General features: G+C 65.4%; 15 protein-coding genes. 12 read left to right on the top strand and 3 right to left on the bottom strand.

Translation table 11 applies throughout. The annotated features are described in order from the left end of the window. Positions 1-25 precede the first annotated feature (25 nt). The 5 genes from RCH10_RS02855 (at position 26) to RCH10_RS02875 (ending at position 4,565) form a co-directional block, all read left to right on the top strand. Positions 26-1,015: a hydroxymethylglutaryl-CoA lyase gene (locus tag RCH10_RS02855; protein WP_409051183.1), complete on the top strand. Its 990-nt coding sequence runs from the start codon at positions 26-28 to the stop codon at positions 1,013-1,015. 7 nt (positions 1,016-1,022) lie between these two features. Then, positions 1,023-2,216, top strand: a complete 1,194-nt coding sequence (locus RCH10_RS02860) for a CaiB/BaiF CoA transferase family protein (protein WP_409051326.1) — start codon at positions 1,023-1,025, stop codon at positions 2,214-2,216. 83 nt (positions 2,217-2,299) lie between these two features. After that, positions 2,300-3,226, top strand: coding sequence for a LysR family transcriptional regulator (locus RCH10_RS02865; RefSeq protein ID WP_409051184.1), 927 nt, complete (start codon positions 2,300-2,302; stop codon positions 3,224-3,226). A gap of 64 nt (positions 3,227-3,290) precedes the next feature. After that, positions 3,291-4,064 carry a glycosyltransferase family 2 protein gene (locus tag RCH10_RS02870; RefSeq protein WP_409051185.1) on the top strand — a complete coding sequence of 258 codons (774 nt, stop codon included), beginning with the start codon at positions 3,291-3,293 and terminating at the stop codon, positions 4,062-4,064. 48 nt (positions 4,065-4,112) lie between these two features. Further along, the gene (locus tag RCH10_RS02875) at positions 4,113-4,565 is read left to right on the top strand and encodes a DUF2214 family protein (protein WP_409051186.1); all 453 of its coding nucleotides are present in this window, start codon (positions 4,113-4,115) and stop codon (positions 4,563-4,565) included. 116 nt (positions 4,566-4,681) lie between these two features. On the opposite strand, the gene RCH10_RS02880 is transcribed toward RCH10_RS02875, so the two are convergent. Then, positions 4,682-4,957, bottom strand: a complete 276-nt coding sequence (locus RCH10_RS02880) for a hypothetical protein (RefSeq protein ID WP_323498630.1) — start codon at positions 4,955-4,957, stop codon at positions 4,682-4,684. A gap of 127 nt (positions 4,958-5,084) precedes the next feature. Here RCH10_RS02880 and argS point away from each other — a divergent pair, with 127 nt between their 5' ends. The 6 genes from argS to RCH10_RS02910 all read left to right on the top strand — a co-directional run bounded on the left by argS (position 5,085) and on the right by RCH10_RS02910 (position 11,592). Continuing rightward, positions 5,085-6,770 carry an arginine--tRNA ligase gene (gene argS / locus RCH10_RS02885; RefSeq protein WP_409051187.1) on the top strand — a complete coding sequence of 562 codons (1,686 nt, stop codon included), beginning with the start codon at positions 5,085-5,087 and terminating at the stop codon, positions 6,768-6,770. A 14-nt stretch (positions 6,771-6,784) separates the two neighbouring features. Further along, positions 6,785-7,537, top strand: coding sequence for an SPOR domain-containing protein (locus RCH10_RS02890; protein WP_409051188.1), 753 nt, complete (start codon positions 6,785-6,787; stop codon positions 7,535-7,537). Positions 7,538-7,700: 163 nt separating this feature from the next. Beyond that, positions 7,701-8,342, top strand: a complete 642-nt coding sequence (locus tag RCH10_RS02895; protein ID WP_323498626.1) for a thiol:disulfide interchange protein DsbA/DsbL — start codon at positions 7,701-7,703, stop codon at positions 8,340-8,342. 100 nt (positions 8,343-8,442) lie between these two features. Then, positions 8,443-9,189 carry a lipopolysaccharide transport periplasmic protein LptA gene (lptA, locus tag RCH10_RS02900; RefSeq protein ID WP_409051189.1) on the top strand — a complete coding sequence of 249 codons (747 nt, stop codon included), beginning with the start codon at positions 8,443-8,445 and terminating at the stop codon, positions 9,187-9,189. Beyond that, positions 9,186-9,968, top strand: coding sequence for an LPS export ABC transporter ATP-binding protein (gene lptB, locus RCH10_RS02905; protein ID WP_409051190.1), 783 nt, complete (start codon positions 9,186-9,188; stop codon positions 9,966-9,968). Before lptA ends, lptB begins: the two co-directional genes overlap by 4 nt. Positions 9,969-9,978: 10 nt before the next feature. Next, on the top strand, positions 9,979-11,592 hold the full coding sequence (locus RCH10_RS02910) for an RNA polymerase factor sigma-54 (protein WP_409051191.1): 1,614 nt from the start codon (positions 9,979-9,981) through the stop codon (positions 11,590-11,592). Positions 11,593-11,601: 9 nt separating this feature from the next. Here RCH10_RS02910 and RCH10_RS02915 read toward each other — a convergent pair whose 3' ends face one another. Then, the gene (locus RCH10_RS02915) at positions 11,602-13,392 is read right to left on the bottom strand and encodes an ATP-binding protein (protein ID WP_409051192.1); all 1,791 of its coding nucleotides are present in this window, start codon (positions 13,390-13,392) and stop codon (positions 11,602-11,604) included. Positions 13,393-13,416: 24 nt separating this feature from the next. On the opposite strand from RCH10_RS02915, the gene RCH10_RS02920 reads away from it, so the two are divergent. After that, on the top strand, positions 13,417-14,706 hold the full coding sequence (locus RCH10_RS02920; protein ID WP_409051193.1) for a class I SAM-dependent RNA methyltransferase: 1,290 nt from the start codon (positions 13,417-13,419) through the stop codon (positions 14,704-14,706). A gap of 24 nt (positions 14,707-14,730) precedes the next feature. Here the strand turns inward: RCH10_RS02920 and RCH10_RS02925 are convergent, their stop codons facing one another. Next, a complete protein-coding gene (locus tag RCH10_RS02925; RefSeq protein ID WP_409051194.1) occupies positions 14,731-15,270 on the bottom strand; it encodes a cysteine hydrolase family protein in 540 nt (179 codons plus the stop codon). Between the last annotated feature and the right edge of the window lie 30 nt (positions 15,271-15,300).

A 15,300-nucleotide genomic window follows, 5' to 3' on the forward strand; every position in this document is an offset into this window, starting at 1 on the left:
GAATCGATTCGCCCAGGAGACAAATTTGGAATCTGCATCCAACCGCAAGTCGGACGTCCGCACGGCGTACGACGTGCTGATCAGCGAGGTCGGTCCGCGCGACGGCTTGCAGTCGGTCAAGGCCACCATGCCGACAGCAGACAAGCTGCGCTGGATCGACGCGCTCTACGCCGCCGGCCTGCGCGAGATCGAAGTCGCTTCATTCGTGCCGGCCCGGTTGCTGCCGCAGATGGCGGATGCCGCCGAGGTCGTGCGCCACGCGATCACATTGCAGGGCCTCACCGTCATGGCGCTGGTGCCCAACCGGCGCGGCGCGGAGGCCGCGTTGCGAGCCGGAGTGCACAAGCTGACGATGCCGGTGTCGGCCAGCCCGGCGCACTCGCTTGCCAATGTGCGCAAGACGCCGGCCGAGATGGTCCAAGAGGTGCGCGCCATCAGCGATTTGCGGCGAGAGATCGCGCCGCATGTGCTGCTCGAGGCCGGCATCTCCACGGCTTTCGGTTGCACGCTCCAGGGCCATGTGGCCGAAGACGACGTCATCCGGCTGGCGGTGCAATGCGTCGCCGCCGGTGCCGACGAGTCGGGCTTGTCGGACACCGTCGGCTACGCCAACCCGGCGCAGGTCCATCGGCTCTTCAAGCGGCTGCGTGCCGAGCTCGGCGCCCAGGCCGGCGCCGCGCACATGCACAACACGCGCGGCCTCGGCCTTGCCAATTGCCTGGCCGCTTACGAAGAGGGCGTGCGTACTTTCGATTCTTCTCTTGGCGGTCTGGGCGGGTGCCCGTATGCGCCAGGCGCGTCGGGCAACGTCGTGACCGAAGACCTCGTCTTCATGTTCGAAGCGATGGGCGTGCGCACCGGCATCGACCTCGACAAAATCATTGCCGCGCGCGTGCCGCTGACGGCCGGTCTGCCCGGCGAGCCGCTGTACGGCATGACGCCGGAAGCGGGGTTGCCAAAAGGCTTTGCGCAAAGGTTCGCGCAAGGTCTCGTGAACGAAGCCGAGCATGTCTGAAGCCAAGATGTCCGACACGAAACAACCGCTGCCCTATGAAGGCATCCGCGTCGTCGAATTCACCCACATGGTGATGGGGCCGACCTGCGGCATGGTGCTCGGCGACCTGGGCGCCGAAGTCATCAAGGTCGAGCCTATCGAGGGCGACAACACGCGCCGCCTGCTGGGCTCCGGGGCAGGATTCTTCCCCAACTTCAACCGCAACAAGAAGAGCATCGCGCTCGACCTGAAGCAGCCCGCCGGCGTCGAGGCGGCGCTCCGCCTGATCGCGACGGCCGACATCGCCAGCGAGAACTTCAAGCCCGGCACCATGAAGAAACTGGGGCTCGACTACGACACGTTGAGGAAGCTCAATCCGCGCCTGATCTACGTCAGCCACAAGGGCTTCTTGCCCGGCCCGTACGACCACCGCACCGCGCTCGACGAAGTGGTGCAGATGATGGGCGGGCTGGCCTACATGACGGGCCGCTCCGGCGACCCGCTGCGCGCCGGCACCAGCGTGAACGACATCATGGGTGGCATGTTTGGCGCCATCGGAGCGATGGCTGCATTGCGCCAACGCGAGCTCACCGGCGTCGGATGCGAAGTGCAATCGGCGCTGTTCGAGAACAATGTGTTTCTGGTCGGGCAGCACATGATGCAGTTCGCCGCGACGGGCAAGGCGGCCGACCCGATGCCGAGCCGCATATCGGCCTGGGGGGTGTACGACGTCTTTACCGTCAAAGACGGCGAGCAGATCTTTCTCGCGGCGGTCAGCGACAAGCAGTGGGCGATCTTCTGCAAGGCTTTCGGCCTCGAAGAAATGATGGCCGACCCGCGCCTCAAAACCAACAACGACCGGGTGATGGCGCGCGAATGGATGATGCCGATCCTCCGTTCGCACATCGCCGACCGCAGCGCCGCCGAGCTGAGCGCAGTGTTCGAGGCGAACGAGTTGCCCTTCGCGCCGATCACGCGTCCCGAGGCGCTGTTCGACGATCCGCACCTGAACGCCAACGGCGGCCTCGCGCCCATTCGAATGAACGACGGCAGCATGTCGAAGGCGCCGCTGCTGCCTTTCACCATGGGCGGCAAACGTGCCGGCATCCGGCTCCAACCACCGCTGCTGGGCGAACACACGGATGCGTTGCTGACCGAGGTCGGCTGCAGCGACGAAGAGATCGCCGCGCTCAGGCATAACAAGGTCGCTCACGGAGCCTGAATCGCAGGACAACCCCAAAGTGGCTGGCGAAGTGCTCGCCAGGCCGGCCGCGCTCGTGTGGCCGGTATGAATAATCGGGCGCCATGGACCGCCTGAAGCAACTCGAATCCTTCGTCTCGATCGCCACGCGCGGCAGCCTCACGGCGGCGGCCAAAGCGGAGGGCGTGGCGCCGGCCATCATGGGCCGACGGCTCGACGCCCTCGAGGAGCGGCTCGGCGTCAAGCTGCTGGTGCGCACCACGCGGCGCCTCACGCTGACGCACGAGGGCAGCGCTTTTCTCGAAGACTGCCAGCGCCTGTTGATCGACATGGCCAACGCCGAAGCCAGCGTGAGCGCCGGCGGCGTCAAGGCCAGCGGCCACTTGCGCATGACCGCGCCGGCGGGCTTCGGGCGCCGACATGTCGCGCCGCTGGTGCCGCGCTTTCGCGAGCTGCATCCCGAGGTCACGATCTCGCTCAACCTGAGCGACCGCGTGGTGGATCTGGCGGGCGAGGGCTTCGACTGCGCAGTGCGAGTGGGCGACATGCCGGACTCGTCCTTGGTCAGCTTGCGGCTGGCCGACAACCGCCGTCGCTGCGTGGCCACGCCGGCTTTCATCCAGCGGCATGGTGCGCCACAGCACCCGAGCGAGCTGTCGCGCTTCGCCTGCCTCACGCTGTCGAGCGACGCCTCGCAAACCCGCGGCTGGGCCTTTCGCACACCCGATGCCGCCGGCAAGCTGGAGGTGATCCATTTCAAGCCGCACGGCCCGCTCGATTGTTCCGACGGGCAGGTGCTACACGACTGGTGCCTGGCCGGACACGGCATCGCCTGGCGCAGCACTTGGGAGGTCGAGGCGGAGATCGATGCCGGCCTGCTGGTGCCGCTGCTCGACGAATACGCCGCGCCGGCCAATGGCATCTACGCGCTGTTTCCGCATGCGCGCCACCTGCCACTGCGGGTACGGCTCTGGCTGGATTTTCTGAAGCAGCAGTACGGCAGGCCGGAATTTTGGGGAGAAGTTCGCTGAATGGGCGGCGAATCGAGTTCTTGTCTGGGGTTCGACAGCGCTCGCTGCATTGCACAATCCGGCCATGAAAATTTCAGTCGTCACCATCTCCTTCAACCAGGGCGAGTACCTGCGTGCCTGCATCGACTCGGTGCTGAACCAGAACTACCCCGACCTCGAATACATCGTGGTCGACCCCGGCAGCAAGGACGACAGCCGCGCCATCATCGATTCGTACGGCGACAGGATCATCCGCGTCTATGAAAAAGACGATGGCCCGTCGGATGGCCTGAACAAGGGCTTCGCCCATGCCGCTGGCGAAGTGCTCGCCTTCATCAATGCCGACGACGAACTGCTGCCCAATTCACTTCAGCGCATGGCCGATGAATTCAAGCGTCAGCCCGACGCCGATCTGGTGATGGGTTGCGGCTATTTCTCCGACGAAAAAGGCAAGCGCGGCAAGCGCATCCTGCCGTCGCGCCTGACGCCCTGGCTCTACGTCAACGGTGGCGTCACGCTGTTCCAGCAGGGAACCTTTTTCCGCCAGGGCATCTTCCGCAAGATCGGCGGCTTCAAGAAGACCAACCGCACTTCGTGGGATGCCGAACTCTTCCTGGACATGGCGCTGGCGGGCGCCAAGTTCGTTCGCATCGAAGACGACATCGCATTGTTTCGCATGTACCCCGGCTCCATCACCGGCAGCGGGCGACTGCAAAAGCTGTACGAAGCCGACAACCTGCGCATGTTCAAGGCGGTCATGGGGCGTGAACCGCGGCCGGCCGATCGACTGCTCAACAAGGTGGCGCGGGCGATGAAGTTCGCGGCCGATCCGGGCTACGCGTTGCGCCGCATGCGCTGAAGCGGTTGCAAAATAGACGAGCTGCCGTCTATCTTTAGAGAGCAATCGATGACCCTCGAAGCCATCCTCGCGTACCTGCATTTGCTGGCCATCCTGACGATGGTCGTCTTCATCGCCAGCGAAGCCGCCCTGTGCCGGGTGCAGTGGCTCAATGCGGCCGTGGTCGAGCGGCTGGCCAGGGTCGACATGATCTACGGCATCGCGGCCATCGCGGTGCTTGCCACCGGCATCGCGCGAACCTGGTGGGGCGTGAAAGGCACGGCCTGGTACTGGACCAACCCGCTGCTGCACGTGAAGCTGGGGCTCTTCATCATCGTCGGCGTGCTGTCGATCTTTCCGACGCTGACCTTCTTTCGCTGGCGCAAAACGCTGCGTTCCACCGGCAAGCTGCCATTCGAGGGCGACATCAAGATGACGCGGCGCCTGGTGATGTTGCAAGCGCACCTGATCGCACTCATCCCGCTGGTCGCCGTGTTCCTCGCGCGCGGCTTCGGCAAGTAAGCCCTCGAACAAAGACGGGTGCTGGCGCGATCTGCCATCGTTGGGTGAAGCAGACGCAAAAAAGCCCGCGCGCGGCGGGCTCTTGAGTGCGACGCAGACGTCGCGCCAGTGCGGTCTCAGCCTTTGGCGTCGGCTTCGCACTTCTTCATGAAGCTGGTCTTGGCGGCACCGGCCAGCGCCTTGCCGTTCTTGTCCATCGCCTTCGTCGCGCATGCGGGCGCTGCCGAGGACATGGTGTCCTTCTCGCACTTCTTCACGAAGCTGGTCTTGGCGGCGCCGGCGAGGGGCTTGCCGTTCTTGTCCATGGCCTTCGTTTCGCAGGCGCTCTGGGCGTGGGCTGCACCGAAAGAGAGACACGCGCCGAGGGCGATCAGGGAAAGGAGCTTTTTCATGGTGTGGATGTCCTGGAGGTTGAGTAACGACAGCAGCCCCGACCGGGGCCAATGATGCTAACGGGGCAAGGTGCCTGCAGGATGACGCAAGAAAGGAGCCCGCTGTTACGCCCGGTAAAATTGGCCGATGCTATTGGTCAAACAGGAGTTGCTCGCGGCGCTCGCGAACACACTCGATACTTTCTCGCCCGGCGCTGGCGCCAAAGCCGCGTTCGAGTCGCCCAAGGTGGCGGCGCACGGCGACTTCGCCAGCACGGCCGCGATGCAACTCGCCAAGCCGCTCGGGCGCAAGCCTCGCGATCTGGCCGAGGAGGTGAGCGCGGCGCTGCTCGCCACGCAATCCTTCCAGCAATGGGTGCAGTCGATCGAAATCGCCGGCCCGGGCTTTCTCAACATCCGCCTGAAGACCGCCGCCAAGCAGCAGATCGTGCGCGAGGTGCTCGATGCGCGCGCCACCTTCGGCCAGCGAGCCCCCACCGGCGAGAAAGTGCTGGTCGAGTTCGTCTCCGCCAACCCGACCGGTCCGCTGCACGTCGGTCATGGCCGCCAAGCCGCGCTGGGCGATGCCATCTGCAACCTGCGCGCCTCACAGGGCGATGCCGTGTTCCGCGAGTTCTATTACAACGACGCCGGCGTGCAGATCCAGACGCTCGCCAGCAGCGTGCAGATGCGCGCCAAGGGCCTGAAGCCTGGCGACGCCGACTGGCCGAGCGGTGAAAAGGCCGCCGCCTACAACGGCGAATACATTGCGGATATCGCTGACGACTTCAGGGCGAAAAAGACCGTCAAGTCGGACGACCGGGAGTTCACCGCCAGCGGCGACATCGCCGATATCGACTCGATCCGCGAGTTCGCCGTGGCCTATCTGCGGCACGAGCAAGACCTCGACCTGCAGGCGTTCCGGGTGCGCTTCGACAACTACTACCTGGAGTCGAGCCTGTACACCAGCGGCCGTGTCGAGTCGACCGTGCAAAAGCTGGTCGCCGCCGGCAAGACCTACGAAGAAGACGGCGCGCTCTGGCTGAAGTCGACCGACTACGGCGACGACAAGGACCGCGTCATGAAAAAGCGCGACGGTACGTACACGTACTTCGTGCCCGACGTGGCGTACCACTTGGCCAAATGGGAGCGCGGCTTCCACACCGTCGTGAATATCCAGGGCACCGATCACCACGGCACGATCGCACGGGTTCGCGCCGGCCTGCAGGGGGTTGGTGAAGGCATCCCGCCGAGCTACCCCGACTACGTGCTGCACACCATGGTGCGTGTCATCAAGGATGGCGAAGAGGTCAAGATCAGCAAGCGCGCCGGCAGCTATGTCACGCTGCGCGATTTGATCGAGTGGACCAGCACCGACGCCGTTCGCTTCTTCCTGCTGAGCCGCAAGCCGGATACGGAGTACACCTTCGATGTCGACCTGGCCGTGGCCAAAAACAACGACAACCCGGTTTACTACGTGCAGTACGCGCACGCGCGCATCTGCTCGGTGCTGACTTCATGGGGTGGTGACGAGGCCTCGCTGAAAGCGGTCGACGTGTCACCGCTCGACAGCCCGGCGGCCCAGGCCCTGATGTTGCTGCTCGCCAAGTACCCCGACATGCTGAGCGCCGCTGCCAAGGATTTCGCGCCGCACGACGTCACTTTCTACCTGCGCGAACTGGCCGCGAGCTACCACAGCTACTACGACGCCGAGCGCATTCTGGTCGACGACGAAGCCGTCAAGAAAGCCCGTTTGGCGCTGGTCGCCGCCACTGCGCAGGTGCTGCACAATGGCCTCGCAATTCTTGGCGTCAGTGCGCCACGCAAGATGTGATTCCGAACCTCAAAATGAAATCAAGTACACGCTCAGTTCAGCGCGGCAACATCGTCATCGGGCTGATCATCGGCCTGGTGCTCGGGCTCGGCGTGGCGCTGGGCATCGCGGTCTACGTGACCAAGGTGCCGATCCCGTTCATGAGCAAGAACCAGCGCGGCGGTGCCGAGCAGGACGAAGCCGAAGCCCGCAAGAACCGCGACTGGGACCCGAACGGCCCACTCGCAGGCAAGGCCGGTGCCGTCAAGCCGCAGCCGCCTTCGGTGACCGCACCTGCGACGGTCGGCCCGCTCAATGCGCCTTCGACCGGCCCGGTTCCGGTCGTGGTCGCGCCCGGTGCGTCCACGACCCCTGCTGCGCCGCGCCCGCGCACGGCACCGGTGCCAGCCGAAGCCAACGCACTGCCGCCGTCGAGCGATCCGTTGGGCGACTTGGCGCGCTCAAGATCCGGCAACAACCCGACCGCCGGCGGCACCATTGCCAGCGTGGCGCCTTCGACGGCTGCTGCTGCCAACGCCAGTGGCGCAGACCCGTTCCTCTACTTCGTGCAGGCCGGCGCCTTTCGCACCACCGACGACGCCGAAGCGCAGCGCGCCAAGTTGTCGCTGATGGGTGTCGAGGCCAAAGTCACCGAGCGCGAGCAAGCCGGTCGCACCGTGTACCGCGTGCGCGCCGGCCCGTTCAACAAGAAGGACGATGCCGACCACTTGAAAGATCGCCTCGATGGCGGCGGCTTCGATTCCGCACTGGTGCGGGTGCAGCGTTGAGTGCGGTCCGCCGTGGAGCGTTGAGTTTTGGAACGTTGACTTTTCTTTACTCGCCGCGGCGTGACGCACTGCGTCTCTGCCGCGTTGAATCAACCGGGCGCGGAACTCCGCGCGGCACTTCTGGCTCTTTCAGCCGAACAGGAGCACCTCTTTGATGAAACACATGAACCGTCGTGACTTTTCTCTGGCCGCCACATCCCTCGGGTTGATGTCCGCCGCTTCTCTCTCGCATGCCCAGGTTCAGCCCAAGGCCGGCAAGGACTACATCGACTTGAGCCCCCGCGTCCCGGTCGATGCGCCGGCCGGCAAGGTGGAGGTCATCGAGTTCTTTTCTTACAACTGTCCGCATTGCAATGCGTTCGAGCCCGAGCTCGAAGCCTGGGTCAAAACGTTGCCGAAAGACGCCGCGTTCCGTCGCGTTCCCGTGCCGTTCGTCGGCAACGACGTCGAGCCTAAGCAGCGCCTGTATTACGCGCTCGATGCCATGGGCAAGCTCGACGAATACACGATGAAGGTCTTCAATGCGATCCACACCCAACGCCAGAACGTGAACGGCGACGCGGCCATCATTGCGTGGGCCGAAAAGAACGGCCTCGACAAAGTCAAGTTCACGGAGGCGTTCACCTCGTTCGGCGTGGTGAGCAAGGCCAAGCGGGCGACGCAAATCACCGAGCAGTACAAGGTGGCCGGTGTGCCTGCTCTTGGCGTGGCAGGGCGGTTTTACGTCGACGGCGAGCTCGCCGGCAACATGACCAAGTCGCTGCAGGTCGCCAACTACCTGATCACCGAAGCGCGCAAAGGTTGAAGCTGTCACACGCGTTTTTTGAGAAGCCCGCTTCGGCGGGCTTTTTCGTCAAGGTCGTGTCAGTTGGCCGCATACAATGCGCAGCAAGTTTCGTGCCTCTATGACCCTGCGCTCAAAATCCCCCCTTCGCTCCTTTCGTTCTGCTTTCGCGATCACCTTTGGTGCATTGCTCGCCTTGGCACTCGGCACCGGCCTGCCGGCGCATGCCGAAAAGGCCGACCGACTGAAGCCGATGAACATCGAGTCGGACGCGCTGCGTTACGACGACCTGAAGCAAACCAGCGTTTTCACCGGCAAGGTGTTCGTCACCAAGGGCACGATCGTGATTCGCGGCGCCCGCATCGACGTGCGCCAGGACCCCGAGGGCTACCAATACGGCGTGGTCACGCCCGAGCCGGGCAAGCTGGCTTACTACAAGCAAAAACGCGACGCCCCGGGCGACGAGTGGACAGAGGGTGAAGCTGATCGCATCGAATACGACAGCCGCGCCGACAACGTCAAGTTCATCGGCCATGCCGTGATGCGGCGGCTGATCGGCACCAAGGTCAACGACGAAACCACCGGCCCGCTGATCGTCTACGACCAGAGCAACGACACCTTCACGGTCAACGGTTCGACCTTGCCGCCGGACGCCAGCGTCGCGGCCGGTGCTTCGGGTGGTCGCGTCAGGGCGGTGCTCACGCCGCGCGCTCCGGCGTCGGCAGCCGGTGGCGCCAAAGCGGCTCCGCCTGCGGCCGGTCCGGGCTCGGGTTCCAGTGCCGCGCCGGCCACGACGGTGCCCGCCACCCCCGCTGCAGGCTCCGGCCTGCGCCAGAGCACCACGCTCGGCGGAGAACCGCGCAAGTGATCGAAAACGCAGACGCGATCGACGTCGGCAGCCGCCTCGAAGCGCGCGGCCTCAAAAAGACCTATGGCAGCCGAACGGTCGTCAAGGATGTGTCGCTCGGCGTGCAAAAGGGCGAGGTGGTCGGGCTGCTCGGCCCGAACGGCGCCGGAAAAACGACCTCGTTCTACATGATCGTCGGACTGGTTCGCGCCGATGCGGGCGAGATCACCATCGACGGCGAGCCTATCGCGCACATGCCGATCCACAAGCGCGCGCGCATGGGTCTGAGCTACCTGCCGCAGGAAGCGTCGATTTTTCGCAAGCTCACCGTTGAAGAGAACGTGCGGGCCGTGCTCGAGCTGCAGCTAGACACCGACGAGTCCGGCAGGTCGGTCCCGATATCGAAGGCACGGATGGAAGAGCGGCTGAGCGAGCTGCTGAACGACCTGCGCGTCGAACATTTGCGCAACTCGCCGGCGTTGTCGCTGTCGGGCGGCGAGCGGCGGCGGGTCGAAATCGCCCGTGCGCTCGCCACGCAGCCGCGCTTCATCCTGCTGGATGAACCCTTCGCCGGCATCGACCCGATTGCCGTTATCGAAATCCAGCGAATCATCAGTTTTCTCAAAGAGCGCGGCATCGGCGTGCTGATCACCGACCACAACGTGCGTGAAACGCTGGGCATCTGCGATCACGCTTTCATCATCAGCGACGGGCAAGTGCTGGCACAGGGCACGCCTTCGGAGATCGTCGACAACGCCGAGGTACGACGCGTCTACCTCGGCGAACACTTCCGGATGTAGAGCGCGCAGGATGAAGCAAGGCCTGTCGCTGCGCGTATCGCAGCACCTCGCGCTCACGCCGCAACTGCAGCAGTCGATCCGACTTTTGCAGTTGTCCACGCTCGAGTTGAGCCAGGAAGTCGAGCAGATGCTCGACGACAACCCGTTCCTGGAGCGCACGGCCGAAGAAGCCGCACGCGAAGAGTTCGGCATCGACGTGTCCGACGCGCCAGCGCCGCGCGAAGAGCACGACAGCGACCGCCAGAGCGAGAGCGACGGCGAGTTCGCGCCCAGCGCGCTGGCGACCAGTGCCGACGGCGCGAGCACCACCACGACCGCCAGCGAGACCGAAGCGCCGGCCGCCGAGATGTCCGACCAGGAGCCCGACTGGGGCGGCGACGGCACGGTCGAGATGACGCCGGACGATGGGGAATGGGGCGGCGAGGCGCCGGCCAGCAGCAACAACCTCGGCCCGAACGACGGCAGCGAGCGCACCGACGCCACCGAGCTCGCGCGCAGCCAGGAGTCGCTGCAATCCTTCCTGCACCGACAGGCACTGAGCCTGCGGCTGAACGAAAACGACCAGGCCGCACTGCGTTTTTTGATCGAATCGTTGAATGACGATGGCTACCTCGAAGACTCGTTGCCAGCGCTGGCATCGGGCCTCGCGGGCGATGACAACGACCAGTTCGACGGTCTCGTCCACCACTTCCAGGTGGCGCTCGGCCTGCTGCAAAGCCTGGAGCCGGTCGGCGTCGGCGCACGCGATCTCGGCGAATGCCTGGCGATCCAGCTGAAGGCGCTCGCCCATGAGAACGAGACGGCCGAAGAAAAGCAGATCCGCAAGACTGCGATCCTGATCTGCAAGCAGCCGATGGAGCTGCTCGCGCGGCGCGACTTCAAACGTCTGGCCACGCTCACACGCAGCAACGAAGAAGAAGTGCGCAGCGCGCTGCAGGCGATCGCCAAGCTGGAGCCCAAGCCGGGCCGCCGCTTCGTCGATGTCGAGCGCAACATCGTGGTGCCCGACGTGATCGTCACCCGCACCGGTCGTGGCGCGACGCTCAAGTTCCGCGTGATGCTCAACCCCGACGTGATGCCGCGTCTGCGCGTGCACGACATCTACGCCGGCGCGCTCAAGGCGCACAAGGGCGAGGGCAGCCAGGCGCTGTCGCAGCGGCTGCAGGAGGCGCGCTGGTTCATCAAGAACATCCAGCAACGCTTCGACACCATCCTGCGGGTGAGCAACGCCATCGTCGAGCGGCAGAAAAGCTTCTTCGTGCACGGAGAACTCGCCATGCGCCCGTTGGTGCTGCGTGAGATCGCCGACGAGCTGGGCTTGCACGAGTCGACCATCAGCCGCGTGACCACGGCCAAGTACATGTCGACGCCTTACGGCACGGTCGAGCTCAAGTACTTCTTCGGTTCGGCGCTCGGAACCGAGACCGGCGGCAATGCATCCAGCACGGCAGTGCGAGCGCTCATCAAGCAACTCGTGAGCGCGGAGAGCATCAAGAAGCCGCTGTCGGACAGCCAGATTTCCGACATGCTGAAAGAGCAGGGGATCGAATGTGCGCGGCGCACCGTCGCCAAGTACCGCGAAGCGCTGCGCATCGCACCGGCGAATCTGCGCAAGGCGCTGTAAGGCTTCGGTTTACCGCCGCGCCTGCAACAAAATCCCGCGCAGCTCCGCCGGCTGCACCGGCTTGCGCAACGCATGCCAGCCACGCTCGCGGGCCAGGTGCAGCGTCGCTTCATCGATATCGGCCGAGATCAGCGCGATCGTGAGCGACGGCTTTTGCAGTTGCAGGCGTCGTGCCAGGTCGATACCGTCGAGCTTGCCCGGCAAGCGGATGTCGCACAGCGCGACGTCGATGGCCTGCAGGTCGGCGAGCGCCAGCGCCTCGGCCGCGCTCTCGTAGATGCGTGGCAGCGCCTGCCATTGGCGCAGCAGGGCCGCGAGGCTGTCGGCCACCACGGCGTTGTCTTCGACCACCAGCACCGCCAAGCCGGGCGCCAGCGGCATGGCGTCGAGCGCTGCGGTGCTGGTCGCCGCCGCGGTCGCGGCGCGTGCCGTGCGGTCGGGGTGCGCATCGCGAGGGGCCGATGGCAGCGTGAAGCCGAACACCGAGCCGCGTCCCGGCAGCGACCGCAGCGTGATCTGGACCCCCAGCCGCATCGCCAGGCGCCGCACGATGGCCAGCCCTAGGCCGTGCCCACGCTGTAGATTGCGCTCCACGTTCCCGACCTGCTCGAAGTCGCCGAACACCCGCTCCTGCGCTTCGCAAGCGATGCCGATGCCGCTGTCGCGCACCTCGATGCGCCAGCCGCCCGGCCGGCGCCGACAGGCCAGCAACACGCGGCCATTGGGTGCGAACTTGACAGCGTTGTCGACCAGATTGGCGACGATGCGGCGCAGCGCCACCGTGTCGGTCCACACGATGGCTTCGGCCGGGCAACGCACCCGCACCCGGCCGCTGCCTGCCTGCCGTGCGAACTCGTTCAGCAGCGGTGCGAGGGCGACCGCGGTCAACGTGAACGGGTCGGCAGCGGCCTCGATGCGACCGATTTCGAGCAGCTGGTTGGTCAAGCCTTCGAGCGCCTGCTGTGCCCGTGACAGCGCATCGACGGAGCCTTGCACCACGGCGGCGCTTTCGCCGGCGCGCAGTTGCTGCCGCAGCACTTCGGCCTGCAGGCCCATAGCCATCACCGGCTGCCGCAGGTCGTGGTTGGCGGCTGAAAAGAACCGGAGACGCTCGGCCTGCGCCTGTTCCGACGCGCGCAGGCCAGCCAGCGCCTGCACGCGCAGCGCGCTCTCGTTGTGGCGCAGGCTGATGTTTTCTTCGAGCTGGCGCGAGCGCTCCGACACCAGGTTCCACACCATCGCAAGCAGGCCGATGCCGAGGACCGCCGCCGTCACCATCACCGGCTGGCCGTAGGTGAGGCTCATCACGATCATCGGCACCAGCAGCAGCGAGATCGCCAGTTGCATCGCGGGCGTGTGATACGACACCGAGAACGCCGACGACAGGGTCATCGCCATGATGACGACGGCCAGCAGCAGTTGCACCACCGGGTCGGTCGGACTGAACAACAGTACGCCTGCCGCACCGTGCGCGGCCTCGTGTACTGCGATGCGAAAGGTGTGCAGGCGGAGCGCAGGCTGCAGGTTCTCGGGCGTCAGCGAGCTGGGCAGCACTTGCGGAAAAAAGCCGCGCCATGCGGTGCTGGCGGCGATCATGGTGATCCAGATAAGCGCGTGCGATACCGAATACTGCCAGGCGAAGAGGGCTGCAACGCCGCAGTCCAGCAGGAACTGCACGGCCAGCATCGGTCCGGTGGGCTGGGCGCTTAGGCGCAGCACTTCGCACTGCACTGCAAAGCGCACGGCCGGCGACGGAGCGGCCTGTGATGAGGGCGACGCGGGGGCGGACGGGGAACTCATGAGCACGGCCACTATAGTGGGCGGGTGAACGATCTCTCTCTCTTTTTGCCTTGCGCCGCCGGCGTCGAGGAACTCCTGGCGCAGGAAGTCCATGCGCTGACCGGCCGTGTCGGCCAAGACCTGCTGACGCTGCGCGGCGGCGTGCGGGTCCGGGCCGAGTGGCGCGACGCCCTCAAGCTCAACCTGCACAGCCGCCTGGCGCAACGCGTGCTCATCGAATTGGCGCATGCGCCGTACCGCAGCGAGAACGATCTCTACGCCATTGCCAGTGGCGTGGCGTGGGAGATCTGGTTCACGCCGAAGCAGACTTTCAAGATCGAGACCACTGCGCAGCACAGCCCGCTGCAGAGCCTGAACTTCGCGACGCTGCGCATCAAGGACGCGATCGCCGACCGCTTTCGCGCCAAAGCCGGCGGCGTGCGGCCGAGCATCGAAACGCAGTGGCCCGACTGCCGCGTCTTCGCGCATCTGACCACCGACGACTGCACGCTCTACATCGACACCAGCGGCGAGCCGCTCTTCAAGCGCGGCTGGCGACAAGACACCGGAGATGCGCCGCTGAAGGAGACGCTGGCCGCGGCCATGCTGGCCGCCAGCGGCTGGTGGAACCCCGAAACGGGCGAGGTCGCAACCCAACCCTTGTACGACCCCTGCTGCGGCAGCGGCACGATCGCCATCGAGGCGGCGCAGATCCAGTCGGGCATTCCGGCGGGCTGGTTGCGGTCGTTCGGCTTCGAGAAATTGCTGGCGTTTCAGCCGCACGTGTGGGCGGCGATCAAGGCCGCGGCTGAAGAGGCCGGCGCTTCGCACGAGCCGGGGCCGGCCAACATCTTCGGCTCCGACGTGGCGCACCGGATGGTCGATTTCGCCGAGCGCAATGCCGAGCGCGCGGGCGTGGCCGACCGCATCGAGTTCCGTGGCGGTGACGCGTTGCAGCGTATGCCGCCAGTTGACGTTGGCACCACTGGAGGCGTCATGGTCGTGAATCCTCCATATGGCGAGCGCATCGAAGTCGGTGGCATCGCAGGCGCGGACAGTGCAGCCAACACCGCGCGGTTCGGCGCACGCGAGTCGGCGCAGACCGAAGGCGGCGATGCCAGCGGCGACTTCTTCCCGCAGCTCGCCAGCCACTGGAAAAAGAACTACGCCGGCTGGACCGGCTGGGTGCTCACGCCCGACCTGCAGTTGCCCAAGCGCATGCGCCTCAAAGAGTCGCGCCGCGTGCCGATGTGGAACGGGCCGATCGAGTGCCGGCTGTTCAAGTTCGACATGGTCAAGGGCTCGGCGCGCACGCCGAAAGCGCCGGTGACCTGAGCCACCTGGAGGCACCGGAACGCGTCAGGTGCCGATGCGTAAATCGTCCGTCGACACTGCTGTCACGCGCGGCCCGAAGCTGCTGATGTTGGTAAGTGTGTCGTTGTGGTGCCGGATGACTTGTTGCGGCGTCAGCCCCGCATTGCCTTCGGTCGTGTGTGCGTCGGACACCAGCACCACCGGGTAGCCCAAAGCCAGCGCGCGCCGGGTGGTCGTGTCGACGCAAAACTCGGTGTGCATGCCGCAAACGATGAGGTCTTCGACGTCGTGCGCCTTCAAGACATCTTGCAGATCGGTCTTGTGGAACGAGTCCGCGGACGTCTTTCGAACGCGCAGGTCGGTCGGCGCTACGGTGAGTCCATCGGCCAGTTGCCAGGCGGGAGTGCCGTGTTCGAGGTAGCCCGAGCCGGACTCGTGCTGCACGAAGATCACGAAGGCGCCCGCGGCGCGCGCCTTGTCCGAAACCCGGTTGATCCGGTCGATGACTTGCGGCGATTCGAAGGCAGCATGCTCGCCCTCGCACAGACCTTGTTGGACGTCGATTACGAGCAGTGCGGTGTTCATGAAACGGATTGTCGGTCAGGTCTTTTGCAG

This window comes from Variovorax sp. GrIS 2.14 (assembly GCF_046115955.1).
GTDB lineage: Bacteria > Pseudomonadota > Gammaproteobacteria > Burkholderiales > Burkholderiaceae_C > Variovorax.

Bases quoted from the DNA above. Each gene is read 5' to 3' on its own strand.
- RCH10_RS02910 (WP_409051191.1), top strand. From the start codon at position 9,979: ATGAAGCAAGGCCTGTCGCTGCGCGTATCGCAGCACCTCGCGCTCACG.
- lptA (WP_409051189.1), top strand. From the start codon at position 8,443: ATGACCCTGCGCTCAAAATCCCCCCTTCGCTCCTTTCGTTCTGCTTTC.
- argS (WP_409051187.1), top strand. From the start codon at position 5,085: ATGCTATTGGTCAAACAGGAGTTGCTCGCGGCGCTCGCGAACACACTC.
- RCH10_RS02915 (WP_409051192.1), bottom strand. From the start codon at position 13,392: ATGAGTTCCCCGTCCGCCCCCGCGTCGCCCTCATCACAGGCCGCTCCG.
- RCH10_RS02895 (WP_323498626.1), top strand. From the start codon at position 7,701: ATGAACCGTCGTGACTTTTCTCTGGCCGCCACATCCCTCGGGTTGATG.
- RCH10_RS02870 (WP_409051185.1), top strand. From the start codon at position 3,291: ATGAAAATTTCAGTCGTCACCATCTCCTTCAACCAGGGCGAGTACCTG.
- RCH10_RS02865 (WP_409051184.1), top strand. From the start codon at position 2,300: ATGGACCGCCTGAAGCAACTCGAATCCTTCGTCTCGATCGCCACGCGC.
- RCH10_RS02925 (WP_409051194.1), bottom strand. From the start codon at position 15,270: ATGAACACCGCACTGCTCGTAATCGACGTCCAACAAGGTCTGTGCGAG.
- RCH10_RS02880 (WP_323498630.1), bottom strand. From the start codon at position 4,957: ATGAAAAAGCTCCTTTCCCTGATCGCCCTCGGCGCGTGTCTCTCTTTC.
- RCH10_RS02860 (WP_409051326.1), top strand. From the start codon at position 1,023: ATGTCCGACACGAAACAACCGCTGCCCTATGAAGGCATCCGCGTCGTC.
- RCH10_RS02890 (WP_409051188.1), top strand. From the start codon at position 6,785: ATGAAATCAAGTACACGCTCAGTTCAGCGCGGCAACATCGTCATCGGG.
- RCH10_RS02875 (WP_409051186.1), top strand. From the start codon at position 4,113: ATGACCCTCGAAGCCATCCTCGCGTACCTGCATTTGCTGGCCATCCTG.